The organism is Pedobacter immunditicola (genome assembly GCF_037482985.1).
GTDB lineage: Bacteria > Bacteroidota > Bacteroidia > Sphingobacteriales > Sphingobacteriaceae > Pedobacter > Pedobacter immunditicola.
Map to the genome: position 1 here is coordinate 251,731 of NZ_JBBHKC010000004.1, position 14,632 is coordinate 266,362.

General features: G+C 42.5%; 16 protein-coding genes. 11 read left to right on the forward strand and 5 right to left on the reverse strand.

Features of this window, described 5'->3' with window-relative positions:
* Window positions 1-41: 41 nt before the first annotated feature.
* On the forward strand, window positions 42-1,343 hold the full coding sequence (locus WG905_RS08445; RefSeq protein ID WP_339591279.1) for a UDP-N-acetylmuramoyl-tripeptide--D-alanyl-D-alanine ligase: 1,302 nt from the start codon (window positions 42-44) through the stop codon (window positions 1,341-1,343).
* A 7-nt stretch (window positions 1,344-1,350) separates the two neighbouring features.
* Here WG905_RS08445 and WG905_RS08450 read toward each other — a convergent pair whose 3' ends face one another.
* Genes WG905_RS08450 through WG905_RS08460 form a run of 3 tightly spaced genes read right to left on the reverse strand, consistent with a single transcriptional unit; the run spans window position 1,351 to window position 4,417 of the window.
* Window positions 1,351-1,842 carry a gliding motility lipoprotein GldH gene (locus WG905_RS08450; RefSeq protein ID WP_339591280.1) on the reverse strand — a complete coding sequence of 164 codons (492 nt, stop codon included), beginning with the start codon at window positions 1,840-1,842 and terminating at the stop codon, window positions 1,351-1,353.
* A complete protein-coding gene (locus WG905_RS08455; RefSeq protein ID WP_339591281.1) occupies window positions 1,835-3,268 on the reverse strand; it encodes a PSP1 domain-containing protein in 1,434 nt (477 codons plus the stop codon). Before WG905_RS08455 ends, WG905_RS08450 begins: the two co-directional genes overlap by 8 nt.
* Before the next feature lie 6 nt (window positions 3,269-3,274).
* On the reverse strand, window positions 3,275-4,417 hold the full coding sequence (locus WG905_RS08460) for a DNA polymerase III subunit (protein WP_339591467.1): 1,143 nt from the start codon (window positions 4,415-4,417) through the stop codon (window positions 3,275-3,277).
* Between the two features lie 48 nt (window positions 4,418-4,465).
* On the opposite strand from WG905_RS08460, the gene ruvX reads away from it, so the two are divergent.
* The 9 genes from ruvX to WG905_RS08505 all read left to right on the forward strand — a co-directional run bounded on the left by ruvX (window position 4,466) and on the right by WG905_RS08505 (window position 12,581).
* On the forward strand, window positions 4,466-4,879 hold the full coding sequence (gene ruvX, locus WG905_RS08465; protein ID WP_339591282.1) for a Holliday junction resolvase RuvX: 414 nt from the start codon (window positions 4,466-4,468) through the stop codon (window positions 4,877-4,879).
* A 10-nt stretch (window positions 4,880-4,889) separates the two neighbouring features.
* Window positions 4,890-5,525, forward strand: a complete 636-nt coding sequence (locus WG905_RS08470; RefSeq protein ID WP_339591283.1) for an O-methyltransferase — start codon at window positions 4,890-4,892, stop codon at window positions 5,523-5,525.
* Between the two features lies 1 nt (window position 5,526).
* A complete protein-coding gene (locus tag WG905_RS08475) occupies window positions 5,527-6,051 on the forward strand; it encodes a glucosaminidase domain-containing protein (protein ID WP_339591284.1) in 525 nt (174 codons plus the stop codon).
* A gap of 3 nt (window positions 6,052-6,054) precedes the next feature.
* Window positions 6,055-6,957 carry a glucosaminidase domain-containing protein gene (locus WG905_RS08480; RefSeq protein ID WP_339591285.1) on the forward strand — a complete coding sequence of 301 codons (903 nt, stop codon included), beginning with the start codon at window positions 6,055-6,057 and terminating at the stop codon, window positions 6,955-6,957.
* 49 nt (window positions 6,958-7,006) lie between these two features.
* Entirely contained in the window at window positions 7,007-7,765 is a 759-nt protein-coding gene (locus WG905_RS08485) for a hypothetical protein (protein WP_339591286.1), read from the forward strand.
* 82 nt (window positions 7,766-7,847) lie between these two features.
* Window positions 7,848-8,837 carry a DUF3078 domain-containing protein gene (locus WG905_RS08490; protein ID WP_339591287.1) on the forward strand — a complete coding sequence of 330 codons (990 nt, stop codon included), beginning with the start codon at window positions 7,848-7,850 and terminating at the stop codon, window positions 8,835-8,837.
* A gap of 85 nt (window positions 8,838-8,922) precedes the next feature.
* On the forward strand, window positions 8,923-10,263 hold the full coding sequence (gene ffh, locus WG905_RS08495) for a signal recognition particle protein (protein WP_339591288.1): 1,341 nt from the start codon (window positions 8,923-8,925) through the stop codon (window positions 10,261-10,263).
* Window positions 10,264-10,450: 187 nt separating this feature from the next.
* Complete coding sequence (locus WG905_RS08500) at window positions 10,451-10,984, forward strand: hypothetical protein (protein WP_339591289.1); 534 nt, start codon at window positions 10,451-10,453, stop codon at window positions 10,982-10,984.
* 58 nt (window positions 10,985-11,042) lie between these two features.
* Window positions 11,043-12,581 (forward strand): YifB family Mg chelatase-like AAA ATPase, encoded by a 1,539-nt coding sequence (locus WG905_RS08505; protein WP_339591468.1) that lies wholly within the window; start codon window positions 11,043-11,045, stop codon window positions 12,579-12,581.
* On the opposite strand, the gene WG905_RS08510 is transcribed toward WG905_RS08505, so the two are convergent.
* Entirely contained in the window at window positions 12,578-12,853 is a 276-nt protein-coding gene (locus WG905_RS08510) for a hypothetical protein (protein WP_339591290.1), read from the reverse strand. The genes WG905_RS08505 and WG905_RS08510 overlap by 4 nt on opposite strands.
* Window positions 12,854-12,993: 140 nt before the next feature.
* On the reverse strand, window positions 12,994-13,575 hold the full coding sequence (locus tag WG905_RS08515; RefSeq protein ID WP_339591291.1) for a TlpA family protein disulfide reductase: 582 nt from the start codon (window positions 13,573-13,575) through the stop codon (window positions 12,994-12,996).
* Window positions 13,576-13,645: 70 nt separating this feature from the next.
* On the opposite strand from WG905_RS08515, the gene WG905_RS08520 reads away from it, so the two are divergent.
* On the forward strand, window positions 13,646-14,536 hold the full coding sequence (locus tag WG905_RS08520) for an MBL fold metallo-hydrolase (RefSeq protein ID WP_339591292.1): 891 nt from the start codon (window positions 13,646-13,648) through the stop codon (window positions 14,534-14,536).
* The last annotated feature ends 96 nt before the right edge of the window (window positions 14,537-14,632 follow it).

Consider the following 14,632-nt stretch of genomic DNA (forward strand, 5'->3'; position numbering starts at 1 on the left):
TACAAATACAACAAGCTACAAACTCGCTTTATCTATCCCGGATGTCAGACATACAGAATCTTTACCAGCTTTATTTAAAATACCCTAGCCTTTCAACCGACACCAGGAACATCAGTGAAGGCTGTATCTTTTTTGCATTGAAGGGTGAACATTTTAATGCCAATACTTTTGCTGCACAGGCCCTGCAGCTCGGTGCAGCTTATGTGGTGATTGATGATGCAGCTTTTCAGTTAAATGAGCGCTGTATTTTAGTGCCGGATGTCCTCCAGGCGCTCCAGGAACTTGCCCGTTATCACCGTCGACAGTTAAATATTCCTGTTATTGGCCTAACAGGCAGTAACGGAAAAACAACCACTAAAGAACTGCTGAAAGCCGTCCTTTCCGAGAAACTGAAGACTTTTGCCACAAAAGGCAATCTGAATAACCATATTGGTGTGCCGCTTTCCATTTTATCGATCAACGCAGAAACCGAAATTGCCGTTATTGAGATGGGTGCCAATCACCAGCATGAAATTGAGTTCCTGTGCAGCATTGCCCAGCCTACCCACGGCTTGATTACCAATATCGGGATGGCACATCTGGATGGTTTCGGGGGTTTTGAAGGTGTTAAAAAAGGAAAGGCAGAGCTTTACGCCTATTTGAAGCAAAACGAGGGCACCGTGTTTATTTACCGCGATAATCCATACCTAATGGAAATGAGTGCCGCTGCTTCCTTAAACAAGGTGGTTTATTATGGTACAGACAGCCACAATAAGATATCCGGCAAGCTGATGAAAACGGATCCTTATATTGAATTTACCTGGACTCATGCTGGCGAAACTTATCCTGCAAAAGCTAACCTGACCGGTGCTTATAATTTCGAGAATATATTAGCTGCAATTTCTGTAGGCAACTTCTTTGGCCTGAACCCAGTAGAAATTAATCATGGCCTGGCCAATTACTTCCCGAACAACAACCGCTCTCAGCTCACTAAAACTGCCGAAAACACCTTGATCTGTGATTTTTACAATGCGAATCCCAGCAGTATGGCTGCAGCATTAACTAATATATCAGGCTTGACGGCGACGCATAAAGCAGCAATTTTGGGTGATATGTTTGAGCTTGGAAAAGAAACCCCGGAACAGCATGAATTGATTGCAAAAATGGCTGAAAAAGCAGGTTTAACAGCGCTAATTTTTATTGGAAAGCACTTCTACGCCTTTAAAGACCAGTATGAGGGTCTATTCTTTCATACGCCAGCGGAGGCGGCTGCCTATTTAACACAAAATCCGATAAAAGATTCGCTGATCCTGTTGAAAGGCTCAAGGGGAATGGCTTTGGAGCAGTTGATGCCCTTATTGTAACAGGGCCTTAATTGCCGGGATCTTCATGGGTGCTTACCATTATTCCGGCATCACTGATGTGATGTAAGGGATTATCCCGCATGGCTTGCTCGACCACAAGCGTATACTTCCCTGCTGCAGGGAACTTGTAATTGCGAAGTAAGGGGAAAGTTGAGGAGAACAGATCACCTGAACCAGCACCTAACCAGTGACCATCTAATTGCGCCAGCTTATATTCATACCTGCGCGTTACCTCCTTTTCGCCAGGAGCCTTGAAGTGAAATAATATATAGATGTTTGAATAGCGGTACTTTGCCGTATGTCTTAATTTAAAGAAAAGATCATACGTTTTCGTATGATCTTTTATATCTACCTGGGCAGTAACCTTATCAATATAACTCCAGCGATGTTTTGGCATCGAAACATTGACATCAGCGACGTTATTATTCTTGATGCATCCACTTAATAAACTAAAGCTTATAATAGTGACAGCAACAACCAGGCACTTTACTTTATTCATTTCCTGGTTTATCCGTAGGTTTATCTGAGGATTTATCTGCGTTTTTATCAGCATTCCTGTTATTTCTTCTGCGGTTATTCCTGCTTTTGTTTTTACTTACAACAGCTTGTCCGGGTTGTGCCTCGACTACTTTTTTAGTTTCATCAACAGCTTTTTTCGGCTGTGGCGCTCTTCTTGCAGGCTCTGCACTACTTTTTACCTGATCAGGCTTTTTACTGCCGTCGGCAACTTTCCGGGCTTGCTGAGGGCGTGGCCCTCTTTCAGTTCTGCCAGCATTTTGATTGTTGCGCTGATTTGGGTTTTTGTTGCGGCTTGGTTTATTCTTTTTATCATCCAAACGGGTCAAACTATCTTGCCCTACCACGTTTTCATAATCATGCACTTTTTCTACAACAGCAGTTGCCTCTAATAAAACGGCTTCTTCTTTCAGGTTATCAGGCTTTTGTCCACGTTTGTTCATGGCCATAATTTCCTTCACACGGTCAACCTTCAAAGGAATCCAGTCTTCCTGATTCGCATAGCTAAACCACATTAACTTCTTGAAGATATCCGTTTTCTGGTGACGGGCAATTCCGACTTCCGTTTGCAAACTCTCTATACGGTCTGGAATATCTTTTAAAGCATCCAGGTAAGTATCAAGCTCGTAGTTTAAACAACATTTTAATTTACCGCACTGACCGGCAAGTTTTAAGGTATTCAGCGATAAATTCTGGTACCTGGCAGCAGCGGTAGAAACGGTTTTAAAATTGGTTAACCAGGTAGAGCAGCATAATTCCCGTCCGCATGACCCAATTCCGCCTAATCTTCCGGCTTCCTGACGCATACCAATCTGGCGCATCTCAATCCTTATTCTAAAAGTTTCAGCCATCTTTTTAATCAGTTCCCTGAAATCTACACGGCCTTCAGCTGTATAATAAAAAGTCGCCTTGGTTTTATCTCCCTGGTAATCAACATCGGAGATTTTCATAGATAAACGCAGGTCCAAAGCCAGCTTGCGTGCTTTGTGCATGGTTTCCCATTCCATATCCTTGGCCAATTTCCATTTCTCCACATCAGCTTCTGAAGCTTTACGGTAAATTTTCCTGGTAACCTGGTCCATTGCCGTTTTTCGGCGTTTCATTTGTGTCCTGACTAATTCGCCGGTCAATGAAACATGGCCAATATCATAGCCACCTGTTGGGCCTTCAACAGCCACAAGCTCTCCGATCTCAAGGTAAATGTTATCATTATTCAGGAAAAACTCCTTTCTTGCTCCTTTAAACTTTACTTCTACAACTTGAAAAGGTATATAATTTGAGGGCATGTCTAAATTCGACAGCCAATCGTAAACTTCTAATTTCTGGCAGCCACCGGTAAGGCAATTGCCATTACTTTTACAGCCAGCAGGGGCGCAACCGCCTCCTGTTGAACAACTTCCACATCCCATAATTAACTATATATATTGAGTCCCTTGCGGGAACGTTTTAAATTTGATTATTTTAACCAATTGTAAAGATACATCTAAAAACAGAATTTTTGGATTGGCATTCCTTTCAATGTGGTAATGAGCAGTCTCCAATTCACTGATAATAGCACCGGCCATATTTAAATTAAGCACATGGGTGCTTAGCTTTTTTGCCGTTTCCAATGCCCTCGGCGGCAATTTCACCAGTGCGCCGGCCTCACTCAATAGTAAACTGCAGTCTCTCAGAAAACTGATACCATATTTTAAAAAGTTTTTCTGATTCTCTCTTCCCCAGCTGGCCGCCTGGTCTACAAAGGCAATTAAATCCAGTCCTTTGTTGCTATAACCCATCCTTAACCATTCCGCAAACTTTTCTGCATGATCGTTGTGGCTTTGCTCCACTAAAAGTTTTGCATCGATCAGATTTCCGTCTGCCAGAAAACTGTATTCGATAGCCTGTTGTTCCGATAATCCATGATGTTCCACCAGGTATTGCTCCACTGTCGCATCAGAAAGCTTGGGTATTTTAACAATTTGGGTACGGGACAATAAAGTCGACAAGATCTGCTCCTGGTTATTCGCAACCAACAGGAATAAGGTGTTTTTAGGCGGTTCCTCAATAATTTTCAATAAAGCATTGCCTTCTTTATCTAAAAATTCAGGCAGCCATAAGATCAGCACTTTGGTCTCCCCCTCAAAAGCTTTATAACTTAACTTTTTAATGATATCATGACACTCAGCGATGTTAATATTGGCCTGCTTGTTTTCAGCCTGAAGCTGGGAACGCCAGATATCCAAATCAAAATAAGGATCGTGGAGCAGCATACTACGCCACTCTTCCAATACATCTACAGCAGTTTTAATATCTTTCGAAGCAAAAAAAGGATAGGAGAAATGCAGGTCAGGATGGATATAACGGGCATATTTACGACAGGAAGAACAAACACCGCAACTATCTACAGGAGATTTGTCAAGGCAATTTATGTACTGCGCATAGGCAATGGCTAAGGGCAAGGCACCACTGCCAGAACTGGAAAGAAACAGCTGGGCATGACTCACTCGGTTATCAGCAACTGTTTGTATCAATTGCCGCTTTATAGCCTCTTGTCCGATGATCTCTTTAAATTGCATCCGGTGCAAAATACTAATTTTTTGATATGGTTTCGCCATATTTGTAAAATGGCACGTATTATCGCATTTGATTATGGTACCAAGCGTATCGGTGTAGCGGTTACAGACCCATTGCAAATTATTGCCACAGGTCTTGATACCATACACCCTAAAGAAATACTGGAATTTTTAAAGAAATACCTCCTCACTGAACAGGTGGAAGCTTTTGTAATCGGGAATCCCATGCAAATGGATGGCTCACCATCAGCTTCCGCACAACATGTAAAAGGATTTTCAACAACGCTGAAAAAGAACTTCCCTGAGATCCCCCAATTCTGGGTAGATGAGCGGTTTACCTCCAAATTAGCCCACGAAACCATCATGAAAAGCGGCCTGAAAAAGCAGGACCGGAGGGACAAAGATCGGGTAGATACCATTGCCGCAACAATCATCCTACAATATTTCATGCAGGAACAGCGTTAATTACAACCATATGAGCATGATTAATGAAGACCTGCAGCATTTATTACTAAGGTATTGTGAGCCAGAAAGTGAGCTGTTGCAGCATATTGACAGGGAAACTAACCTGAAAGTGCTTATGCCCAGGATGTTGTCCGGCCATTACCAGGGCCGGGTACTCAGCATGCTCAGTAAACTGATCAGTCCCAAAAGAATTCTTGAAATAGGCACGTTTACAGGCTATGCCACCTTATGCCTTGCCGAAGGCTTAAGCAATGACGGAATGTTATACACTTTGGACATCAACACGGAACTGGAAGACATGGTCAGAAAAAGTTTTGCACAATCAGGCTACGACCAGCAGATCAGTTATATACTGGGTGATGCCACCACGACCATAAATACGCTAAATGAGGTTTTTGACCTTGTTTTCATCGATGCGGACAAGAAAAACAACGGTACTTATTACGACTTGATCTTCGACCGGGTGAGGCCTGGAGGACTTATAATTGTGGATAACGTGCTATGGAGTGGAAAAGTCCTTAATAACCAACAAGATAAAGACACTAAAAATATTGTTACATTTAATGACAAGATAGCAAACGACGTTCGGGTAGAGAAATTGATATTACCAGTACGCGACGGATTATTCATCATAAGAAAAAAGTAATATGATTAAAAAGCTAATGTTTATCTGGATCAGCCTGTTGTTTACAGCCGCTGCATCCCAAGCACAAACCACGCTACAATACATCAATAACAATGTAGCTTATGCGCAGGAACTCATGAGAGAAAACCAGATCCCGGCCAGTATCATTCTTGCAGTCGCCATTCACGAATCTGCCGCCGGCACGAGCAAAATCGCCAAAAATCTCAACAACCACTTCGGCGTAAAAGGTAAAAACTACAGTAAAAAAATCAAATCAGCTTATAAAGGCTATGGCACCGTGGAGGATTCCTATGATCATTTTATCGAAGTACTCCAGAATAGAAGTGCATTCAGCCGCCTTTTTGATAAATACGGCGCAGATAACTATATTGGCTGGGCTAAAGGCATACAACGTGGCGGCTATGCCCAAAGCCAGTTGTGGTCAACAAAAGTCATCGCCTTGATTGAAAAATACGAACTGTTTAAATACGATAAAAAACCCGTGCAATACCTGCAGGCCGTACTGCCTGTTTCAAAGTTGAAATAAAAAATGAAATACAAGCTACTGTTTCCTATACTCATCATTTTACTAGCATCCTGTAAATCACAAAAATACAGCAAGAATAACCGGCAGATTGAGAAACAGGCAACGAAAGCCAATCCAAATTACAATACCTATACCACCCAAAGCTATATTGACACCTTTAAGGCGGCCGCTATCAGTCAAATGAACGCATCTGGTATTCCCGCTAGCATCATCCTGGCGCAGGGAATCCTTGAGTCAGGCAATGGAAACAGCAGCCTGGCAAGGTATGCTAATAATCATTTTGGTATCAAATGCACATCTGAGTGGAAAGGAAAGGGTTACTATAAAGATGATGATAGTAGAAATGACTGTTTCAGGGTCTATAAAGACGCACGCGAATCCTATAAAGACCATTCTGAGTTTTTAAAAAGAAAACGCTATAGCTTTCTGTTTGAGCTCGACCGGAATGATTACAGAAACTGGGCCTACGGCTTAAAAAAAGCTGGCTATGCGACCAATCCTAAATATCCGGATTTGCTGATCAACCTGATTAACAGACACAAATTATATCAATACGACAGTCCGGAAACCGAGAGGGAAAAAATCCTGAGGGAAGACCGTATCTTTTCAGAAATTAACGAGAATATACCGAAGGAAAACGAAAAGTTTAAACCTGTGGATGTTCCTGCCACGAGGAAAGTAACCGCACCAGAAGCCGGAGCTAGTCCTGCGACACCAGTGACACCAGCGACTCCCGCCGCTTCAGCAAATACAAGCACCACAGGAAAGCACCATACTGTTGTACAGGGTGATACATTATACAATATCTCAAAACGTTACAATATTACGGTGGATGAGCTTAAATCATTAAACAGCCTTTTTAATGAGGGCATTAAAATCGGCCAGCAGTTACAGGTCGTTAAATAATGTTAATATAAAGCATTGCAGCTTCAGTTGTTGTAGTTTTGCATAAGGAATGAAATTTACAGGACTCTATATACTTTTTATTATTTTCTCCTGCACTGCATTTGCTCAGCAAAAAACTTTTCAGGGTTTTGTGATGGATAAAAACACCCGGCAACGCCTGGCAAAAGTTTATATCTACAACTCCCGTAATGATGATGCTTTGTACAACAACAGCAAAGGAGAATTCACCTTCAAAGCCATCCCAGGCGATACGCTTTTTGCTGCCTTACAAGGATATGCCATAGACACCATCGTCTATAAAGGCCAGAACTCGGTCCTCTTCCAGCTAAACCCGCTTTTTATCAGGTTAAAAGAAGTAAAAATTGTAGGGAGCATGCCTACGCCTCAGGAAAAATACGAGAAAACGCTTAAAGAATATAAATATGCCACCGACAGGGGCAGCTCGAAGGACCTCTTGAACCTAGGTGGTGGTGGCGTAGGTTTAGGCATAGATGCCATATACAACCTCTTGAGTCGCAAGGGAGCCAATGCCAGGCGCTTACAGGGGATCCTGGAAAGAGATTACAAGGAACAGATCATTGATTTCCGGTTCCGCCCAGAATTTGTTGGACGTATATTAGGGATCAGTGACTTTGAACTGAGTGATTTTATGCAGCAATACCGGCCGACTTATGAATTTGTGTTATCTGCCTCAGATTATGCTTTTGTGGTTTTCCTAAAGAACAACTATAAAGCCTATAAACGAAACCCCGCCGCTTTGCGCTTAAAGCCCTTGAAACAACCTGTAATTGAAGAATTAACCCCTTAAAATAGTTAGAGATATATACCCAAATTTCAATTAGTTTACTTTTAGGTCTTCAAAAAGGAACATTTTTGTTTTCTTTGTAATAATGAAAGGTTTTTATATCAGCACATTACTGTTTATTTCAATTTTCACCAGCAACGTATTTGCACAGGAAATTGACACGGTCCCGATTAATACGAAAGATCTTCATATTAAACTGAAACGCAGCCCCCTGCCGGCAAGAACGGGTAATTTAGAATTCCAACCACTTAGCCTTGCGCCCAAGGTCGTAGATGCAAAAATTAATTACTGGAACACCAGGACTTCTGTGGGGATTAACCTAAACCAGGCTGCCTTCAGTGATAACTGGAAAAATGGCGGGGTAAACTCCATGGCTCTGGCAGGTTTGATCAATTATAAAACTGAGTATAGGAAAGAGAATTTCAGCTATGCCCAAGAAGCCATCTTAAACTATGGAAAAGTGAAAAGCAGGGGTCAGCTGGAAAAGAAAACGGTCGACAGGATTTACTGGGATCATAAAGCGGCCATGCAATTATCTAAAAACTGGTACTTCTTCGCTTCCCTCAACTTTGAGTCGCAGTTTGATGATGGATATACCTACAGAATGGTCGATGGCGTAGAAGAAAGATTGCTACACGTCTCTAAATTCATGTCTCCGGGATATTTAACAGAATCTATCGGTTTTGAATACAAGCCTAATCAATATTTTTCTACCAGGATTGGTACAGGAACTGCAAGACAGACCTTTGTACTTGACGAAAGTGTAAGAAGTGTTAAAGACTATGGAGTAGCACCCGGTTATACCGTTAGAAATGACCTCGCTTTCCAGATCGTTATGAATTATGATAAGGATATCTTTAAGAACATCAACCTGAAATCAAAATACATGGCTTTTATACCCTATGATAATTTTGGTTATACCAACCACAGGCTGGATGTGGCACTTACTGCAAAAGTAAACCGCTTCATGAATACCTCTATTACAGGTGTTGGTTTATATGACCGGAATTCTGATAGTAAGATACAGGGAAGTCAAACATTAGCACTCGGACTCACTTTTGTATTTCCGAGATAAAAGATTAGTATAATATCACTTCTGATTCAAGCAAAATTAATAACTTTGCCTACTTACAAAAAACTGAACACTAAGCACTAATAAAATGTTTGAGAATTTACAGGATAAACTGGACCGTGCGTTTAAAGTCTTAAAAGGACAAGGAAGCATTTCGGAGATTAACGTGGCTGAGACCATGAAGGAAATCCGCAAAGCGCTTTTGGATGCTGACGTAAATTACAAAACAGCCAAATCTTTTACGGATGATGTTAAAGAAAAAGCATTAGGCTTAAATGTATTGACGGCGGTTTCACCAGGTCAGTTGCTGACGAAAGTGATGAACGATGAGCTTACAGCCCTGATGGGTGGTGAAGTGACCGAACTAGATTTAAAAAATAACCCAACAATTATATTAATTGCAGGATTAAACGGAGCTGGTAAAACTACCTTTTCCGGTAAACTTGCTAATTTTCTAAAAAGCAAAGGAAAAAAACCTTTACTGGTAGCGGGCGACGTTTATCGTCCGGCAGCTATTGACCAGCTGCAAATCCTTGGTGAGCAGATTGGCGTCCCTGTTTATGCCAATAAGGAATCCAAAGATCCGGTTGCCATTGCATTGGAAGGTATTGCGGCAGGTAAAGCGCAAAATAACAACGTCATCATTATTGATACCGCGGGTCGTCTGGCCATCGATGAGCAAATGATGAATGAGATTGCTGCTGTTAAAAGCAGTACGAAGCCACATGAGATTCTGTTTGTGGTTGATGCCATGACTGGTCAGGATGCGGTGAATACGGCTAAGGCATTTAACGACAGGTTAGATTTTACCGGGGTTGTTTTAACCAAACTTGATGGTGATACCCGCGGTGGTGCTGCCCTTTCCATTAAATCTGTAGTTAACAAGCCTATTAAATTTATAGGTACGGGTGAAAAAATGGAAGCATTGGATGTTTTCTATCCTGAGCGTATGGCATCCCGTATTTTAGGGATGGGTGACGTGGTTTCCCTTGTTGAGCGTGCGCAAGAGCAATTCGACGAAAAAGAAGCTGCTGAACTACAGAAGAAAATCCGGAAGAACAAATTTGATTTCAACGATTTTTACAACCAGATCCAGCAGATCAAAAAAATGGGTAACATGAAAGACCTGATGGGCATGATACCTGGTGTAAGTAAAATGATGAAGAACGTAGAGATTGAGGATGATGCCTTTAAAGGTGTTGAATCCATCATTCAATCGATGACTAAGTACGAAAAAGAGAATCCAGACAGTATCAATCCGAGCAGGCGTTTACGCATCGCTAATGGATCAGGTAATAAAGTAGAAGATGTAACCAAACTGATCAAACAGTTTGAAGATATGCGTAAGGTGATGAAACAGTTCTCTAACCCGGCTGCTGCCGCTAAGATGATGCGAAATATGCCAAAAATGCCGCAAGGAAAAATGTAACAGGAAACATCCTGATTGACTTATAAAGGCCGTATCATTGAAAAATGAACGGCCTTTTTTGATGAGACAAATTGACCTCAAGGAGAATTTACACCTTCAAAATTCTGATAAAATTATTAAATAAAGAATTAAAACCTTAGCTTTTGGGAGGATAGCTTTACCACCTTTAAATCACAAACTAAATCCAATGAAAATAGGTGCTCTTTTAATAATGATTTCCTTAGCAACTGCCGCTTTCAGTCAGGATCGAAACGGACAGCTAGATTCACTATGTAATCAACTCGTAAATGAGCTGCAGAGAGCCGCCGAAACTGATCGCATTAAGCTTGACCTCTTTAACGGACACATGGGCTCTGTCTCGAAGCTAGATATCAGGATCACAAAATCAAGGGATTTTTTCCGTGTGGAATGTCGAACTGGCGAGCAGTTTGTGAACGGTCCATATGATTTAAAGACGCTTAAATTTAAAATGAGGTTAGATACCGTGTACCAAATCCGCTCAGGACAACTCATCTCCAACTTGAGAGAAGAAATGAAGGCTGTGAAAAGGCGTATGATTTTGCTTCCAGATTTTTATTTAGCCAGGTTAGATGCGAACTCGAAATCCCGAGCGTATTCATTAGCATACGGAAGCGGCGATGGATTAATGCTGCTGTTTAGGAAAAACATGCTTTATGAGCAGTATTTTGAGAACCGCCGCTTGCAGAAAAACATATTCTAAAATTTCCAACCAACCTGATCTTCATTTCATTTACATTGGCTTATTTGATCTTGAAAATATGCTGGTAAAAACTTTTGGAAGTGCTGTGTTTGGTGTCAATGCCCTGACCATTACCATTGAGGTAAGTATTGGGGGCGGTAACCGGTACCATATCGTCGGTTTGCCTGACAACGCCATTAAAGAAAGCTTGCGCAGGATAGAAAGTGCCATTCAAACTGCAGGACTCCGGATGCCCAGGCAAAAGATCGTGGTCAACTTAGCGCCGGCCGATATCCGTAAAGAAGGTTCCTCTTACGACCTCCCTATTGCCATCGCGATTTTAGCCGCCTCAGGACAAATTGAACAAAAAGACCTCCACCAATACTTCATTATGGGAGAACTCTCCTTAGACGGCGGCTTACAGCCCATCAAAGGAGCCTTGCCGATTGCCATCCAGGCCAGGTCGGCAGGCTTTAAAGGGTTCATTCTGCCCGCCGACAATTCCAGGGAGGCCGCCATCGTCAATGAGCTGGAAGTTTACGGCATGAAAAACCTCCAGGAAGTCATCGCCTTTTTTAATGAACAAACTGTTTTTGAGCCGGTGATTGTGAAGACCCGCGAGTTATTTTTTGCCAATGTAAACCATTATGAACAGGATTTCTCTGATGTCAAAGGACAGGAAAACATCAAAAGGGCATTGGAAATTGCGGCTGCAGGCGGACATAACCTGATCCTGATCGGTCCGCCGGGTGCCGGTAAAACCATGTTGGCAAAAAGACTGCCCACCATATTACCGCCCCTAAACCTGCAAGAAGCCCTAGAAACCACAAAAATTCACTCAGTAGCCGGAAAGTTAACAGCTGCAGGATCCTTGATGACGGAAAGGCCCTACCGCAGTCCCCACCATACCATTTCAGATATGGCCCTGGTTGGCGGCGGTGCCGACCCGCAGCCCGGGGAAATTTCCCTGGCACACAATGGCGTTTTATTTTTAGATGAACTGCCGGAATTTAAACGCGCTGTACTGGAAGTGATGCGCCAGCCCCTGGAAGACCGGCAGGTCACCATCTCGAGGTCGAAGTCTAGCGTAGAATACCCTGCAAGCTTCATGCTGATTGCCTCGATGAACCCTTGTCCTTGTGGTTTTTACAACCACCCCAACAAGGCCTGCATTTGCGGTCCTGGCATGGTGCAGAAATACCTAAGTAAAATATCTGGTCCATTGTTAGACCGGATTGACCTGCATGTAGAAGTTACACCGGTTAATTTCAATGACCTGTCTTCTTTAAGAGTGGCAGAGAAAAGTGCGGAAATCCGGACGAGGGTGATCAAGGCAAGAGAATTACAGGAGATGAGATTTGAAGGAACACCTTCCCTTCACTGTAATGCACAAATGAGCCCTAACATGGTCCGCAACATTTGTGACATCAATGAGGCTGGAAGGATGCTGATCAAAAAGGCGATGGAAAAACTGGGCTTATCCGCAAGGGCTTACGACCGGATCCTCAAGGTTTCGCGAACCATCGCAGACCTGGATGAAAGTGAAGACATCAAACTGGAGCACCTGGCAGAAGCTATACATTACCGCAGCCTCGATAGAGAAAGCTGGGCTGGTTAATTTTCCTCAGGGAAATCTTCTGCTAAATCATCTTCGTCCTCATCCTCTTCAGGAACGTAGGCCATAATTTCTTTTCCAATGTTATTGATTTCTTCATCAGATTCAAATAAAGGGGTCTCCGTTTCCGGATCAAGCTTAATCCACTGAAGTTCGGTATCCTTTTGAATATGAACGTATTCTATACCATCCTTAAAAATCACATACTTGTCTTCTCCTTCCGGAAAAACGGCGTAATCAATGTTTCCTATGGTAATGTCGAATGGTGATTGCATAACTATCTATTTAATTTTTTGTATTCTGGAATCAAAAGCAAATTTATACAGATTTGTTTCAATTCACAGCTTAATTTACGTCGGGGGCATATTTAGAGGTTTGACAAGGGGCGATGTCAATACTTTCCTTAACACAAATACTACATCTCAATTAACTGATTGATGAAATCAACGAACTTTTGATCGGCATAATTGGCTGCACCTTCGCCATGGTAAGAGAGCCTGCCCATTTTATCAAAGACAACTGTAGTCGGCAATGACCCTTTAAAAATAGTTTTGGGGATAGGGCTGGCGACTGCATATACAGGCATTTCATACTTTTTCTTGTCCATAAACTGCTGCGACCTTTCGAATTCGCCATCAGCATCGACAAGGAGGAAAACCACATCCTTATGGTCTTTAAACTGCTCATAGAGTTTGTTGACAGAAGGCATTTCTGCGATACATGGAGGGCACCAGGTGGCCCAAAAATTAACAAAGACCACCTTGCCTTTTAAAGCACCCAGATCAACGACATTTCCTTTAGCATCCTTAAATCTGACGCCTGCTAAATCTGTGGTACTACTTGCAGCTTTTACATCCGTATCAGGCTTAAACAGCCCTATTTCCATTAAACCCTGTAATAAAAAAGCTTTGGCTGAAGGAACAAACAGCAGAATTAAAATCGCCGAAATGAATAATATATTGACTATGCCTTTTTTACTAAAAATCTTTTTATTCATTGTAATATCAACTAAGTAAAACCTGTGTTGCAGATTGTTGTTTAAATAATACCTTATAACTACATAAAGTATGGAAGATCATAAATATACGGAAGTTGCGCCTGGCATTTGGGGCATGAAGATCGTTTTTGTAAATATTTACATGGTTGCGACAGGCCCTGATGAATGGGTTTTAATTGATGCCGGCCTCAAAGGCAGTACCTGCAGGATCAAAAAGATGGCGGAAGAGCTTTTCGGCGAAGACAACCCACCGGCAGCCATCATTTTAACTCATGGCCATTTCGACCATGTAGGTGCATTGCACGAACTATTGAAAACATGGAATGTACAGGTTTACGCCCATTTACAGGAAACCCCTTATTTAACTGGTCAAAATGCCTATCCACCTGCTGATCCCTCTGTTGGGGGCGGTTTGATGAGTCTGTTGTCGGTGATGTACCCCAACAAGCCGATCAACCTTGGGTCACGCATTCATGCCTTAGCCAAAGATGGCAGTCTGCCTAAAATGCCGGATTGGATTTACATCCATACACCGGGACACACGCCCGGTCATATTTCCCTGTTCAGGGGCAGGGATAAAGTTTTAATAGCCGGGGATGCTTTCGTAACCACCAAGGCAGAATCTGCCCTTTCAGTATTCAGTAACCGGAAAGCAATATCAGGGCCACCAAAATACTTTACACCAAACTGGATCTCTGCAGCGCTTTCGGTACGCAAGCTGCGTGATTTAAGGCCTGCCATTGCAGCAACGGGACATGGTCCGACCATGAGTGGGGAGGAGCTTTCAGAAGGCCTGGAAGAACTGGTAGATCAATTCAAAGAAATCGCTATTCCCAGAACCGGCCGCTATGTCAGCGAGCAATTTCCCACAGAAACAGTCAGTAGAACTTTGTTGGGTGCTGTAGTCGCCATTTCTGCGGTGGTGGCTTTTAGTTTATTCAGTCAGATGAGGAAACAGTAGTAAAATGAGTTGTTGGCGAGTTACTGCTTAAGGTAACTTCGCTGAAGAGTTAAGGATCATTAATCGTAAGCGCGGAAATGAGGCCGCACAAAGAGG

Coding starts and splice junctions, on each gene's coding strand:
- WG905_RS08450 (WP_339591280.1), bottom strand. CDS start 1,842: ATGAATAAAGTAAAGTGCCTGGTTGTTGCTGTCACTATTATAAGCTTT.
- WG905_RS08520 (WP_339591292.1), top strand. CDS start 13,646: ATGGAAGATCATAAATATACGGAAGTTGCGCCTGGCATTTGGGGCATG.
- WG905_RS08445 (WP_339591279.1), top strand. CDS start 42: ATGTCAGACATACAGAATCTTTACCAGCTTTATTTAAAATACCCTAGC.
- WG905_RS08500 (WP_339591289.1), top strand. CDS start 10,451: ATGAAAATAGGTGCTCTTTTAATAATGATTTCCTTAGCAACTGCCGCT.
- ruvX (WP_339591282.1), top strand. CDS start 4,466: ATGGCACGTATTATCGCATTTGATTATGGTACCAAGCGTATCGGTGTA.
- WG905_RS08470 (WP_339591283.1), top strand. CDS start 4,890: ATGAGCATGATTAATGAAGACCTGCAGCATTTATTACTAAGGTATTGT.
- WG905_RS08490 (WP_339591287.1), top strand. CDS start 7,848: ATGAAAGGTTTTTATATCAGCACATTACTGTTTATTTCAATTTTCACC.
- WG905_RS08480 (WP_339591285.1), top strand. CDS start 6,055: ATGAAATACAAGCTACTGTTTCCTATACTCATCATTTTACTAGCATCC.
- ffh (WP_339591288.1), top strand. CDS start 8,923: ATGTTTGAGAATTTACAGGATAAACTGGACCGTGCGTTTAAAGTCTTA.
- WG905_RS08515 (WP_339591291.1), bottom strand. CDS start 13,575: ATGAATAAAAAGATTTTTAGTAAAAAAGGCATAGTCAATATATTATTC.
- WG905_RS08460 (WP_339591467.1), bottom strand. CDS start 4,417: ATGCAATTTAAAGAGATCATCGGACAAGAGGCTATAAAGCGGCAATTG.
- WG905_RS08475 (WP_339591284.1), top strand. CDS start 5,527: ATGATTAAAAAGCTAATGTTTATCTGGATCAGCCTGTTGTTTACAGCC.
- WG905_RS08505 (WP_339591468.1), top strand. CDS start 11,043: ATGCTGGTAAAAACTTTTGGAAGTGCTGTGTTTGGTGTCAATGCCCTG.
- WG905_RS08455 (WP_339591281.1), bottom strand. CDS start 3,268: ATGGGATGTGGAAGTTGTTCAACAGGAGGCGGTTGCGCCCCTGCTGGC.
- WG905_RS08510 (WP_339591290.1), bottom strand. CDS start 12,853: ATGCAATCACCATTCGACATTACCATAGGAAACATTGATTACGCCGTT.
- WG905_RS08485 (WP_339591286.1), top strand. CDS start 7,007: ATGAAATTTACAGGACTCTATATACTTTTTATTATTTTCTCCTGCACT.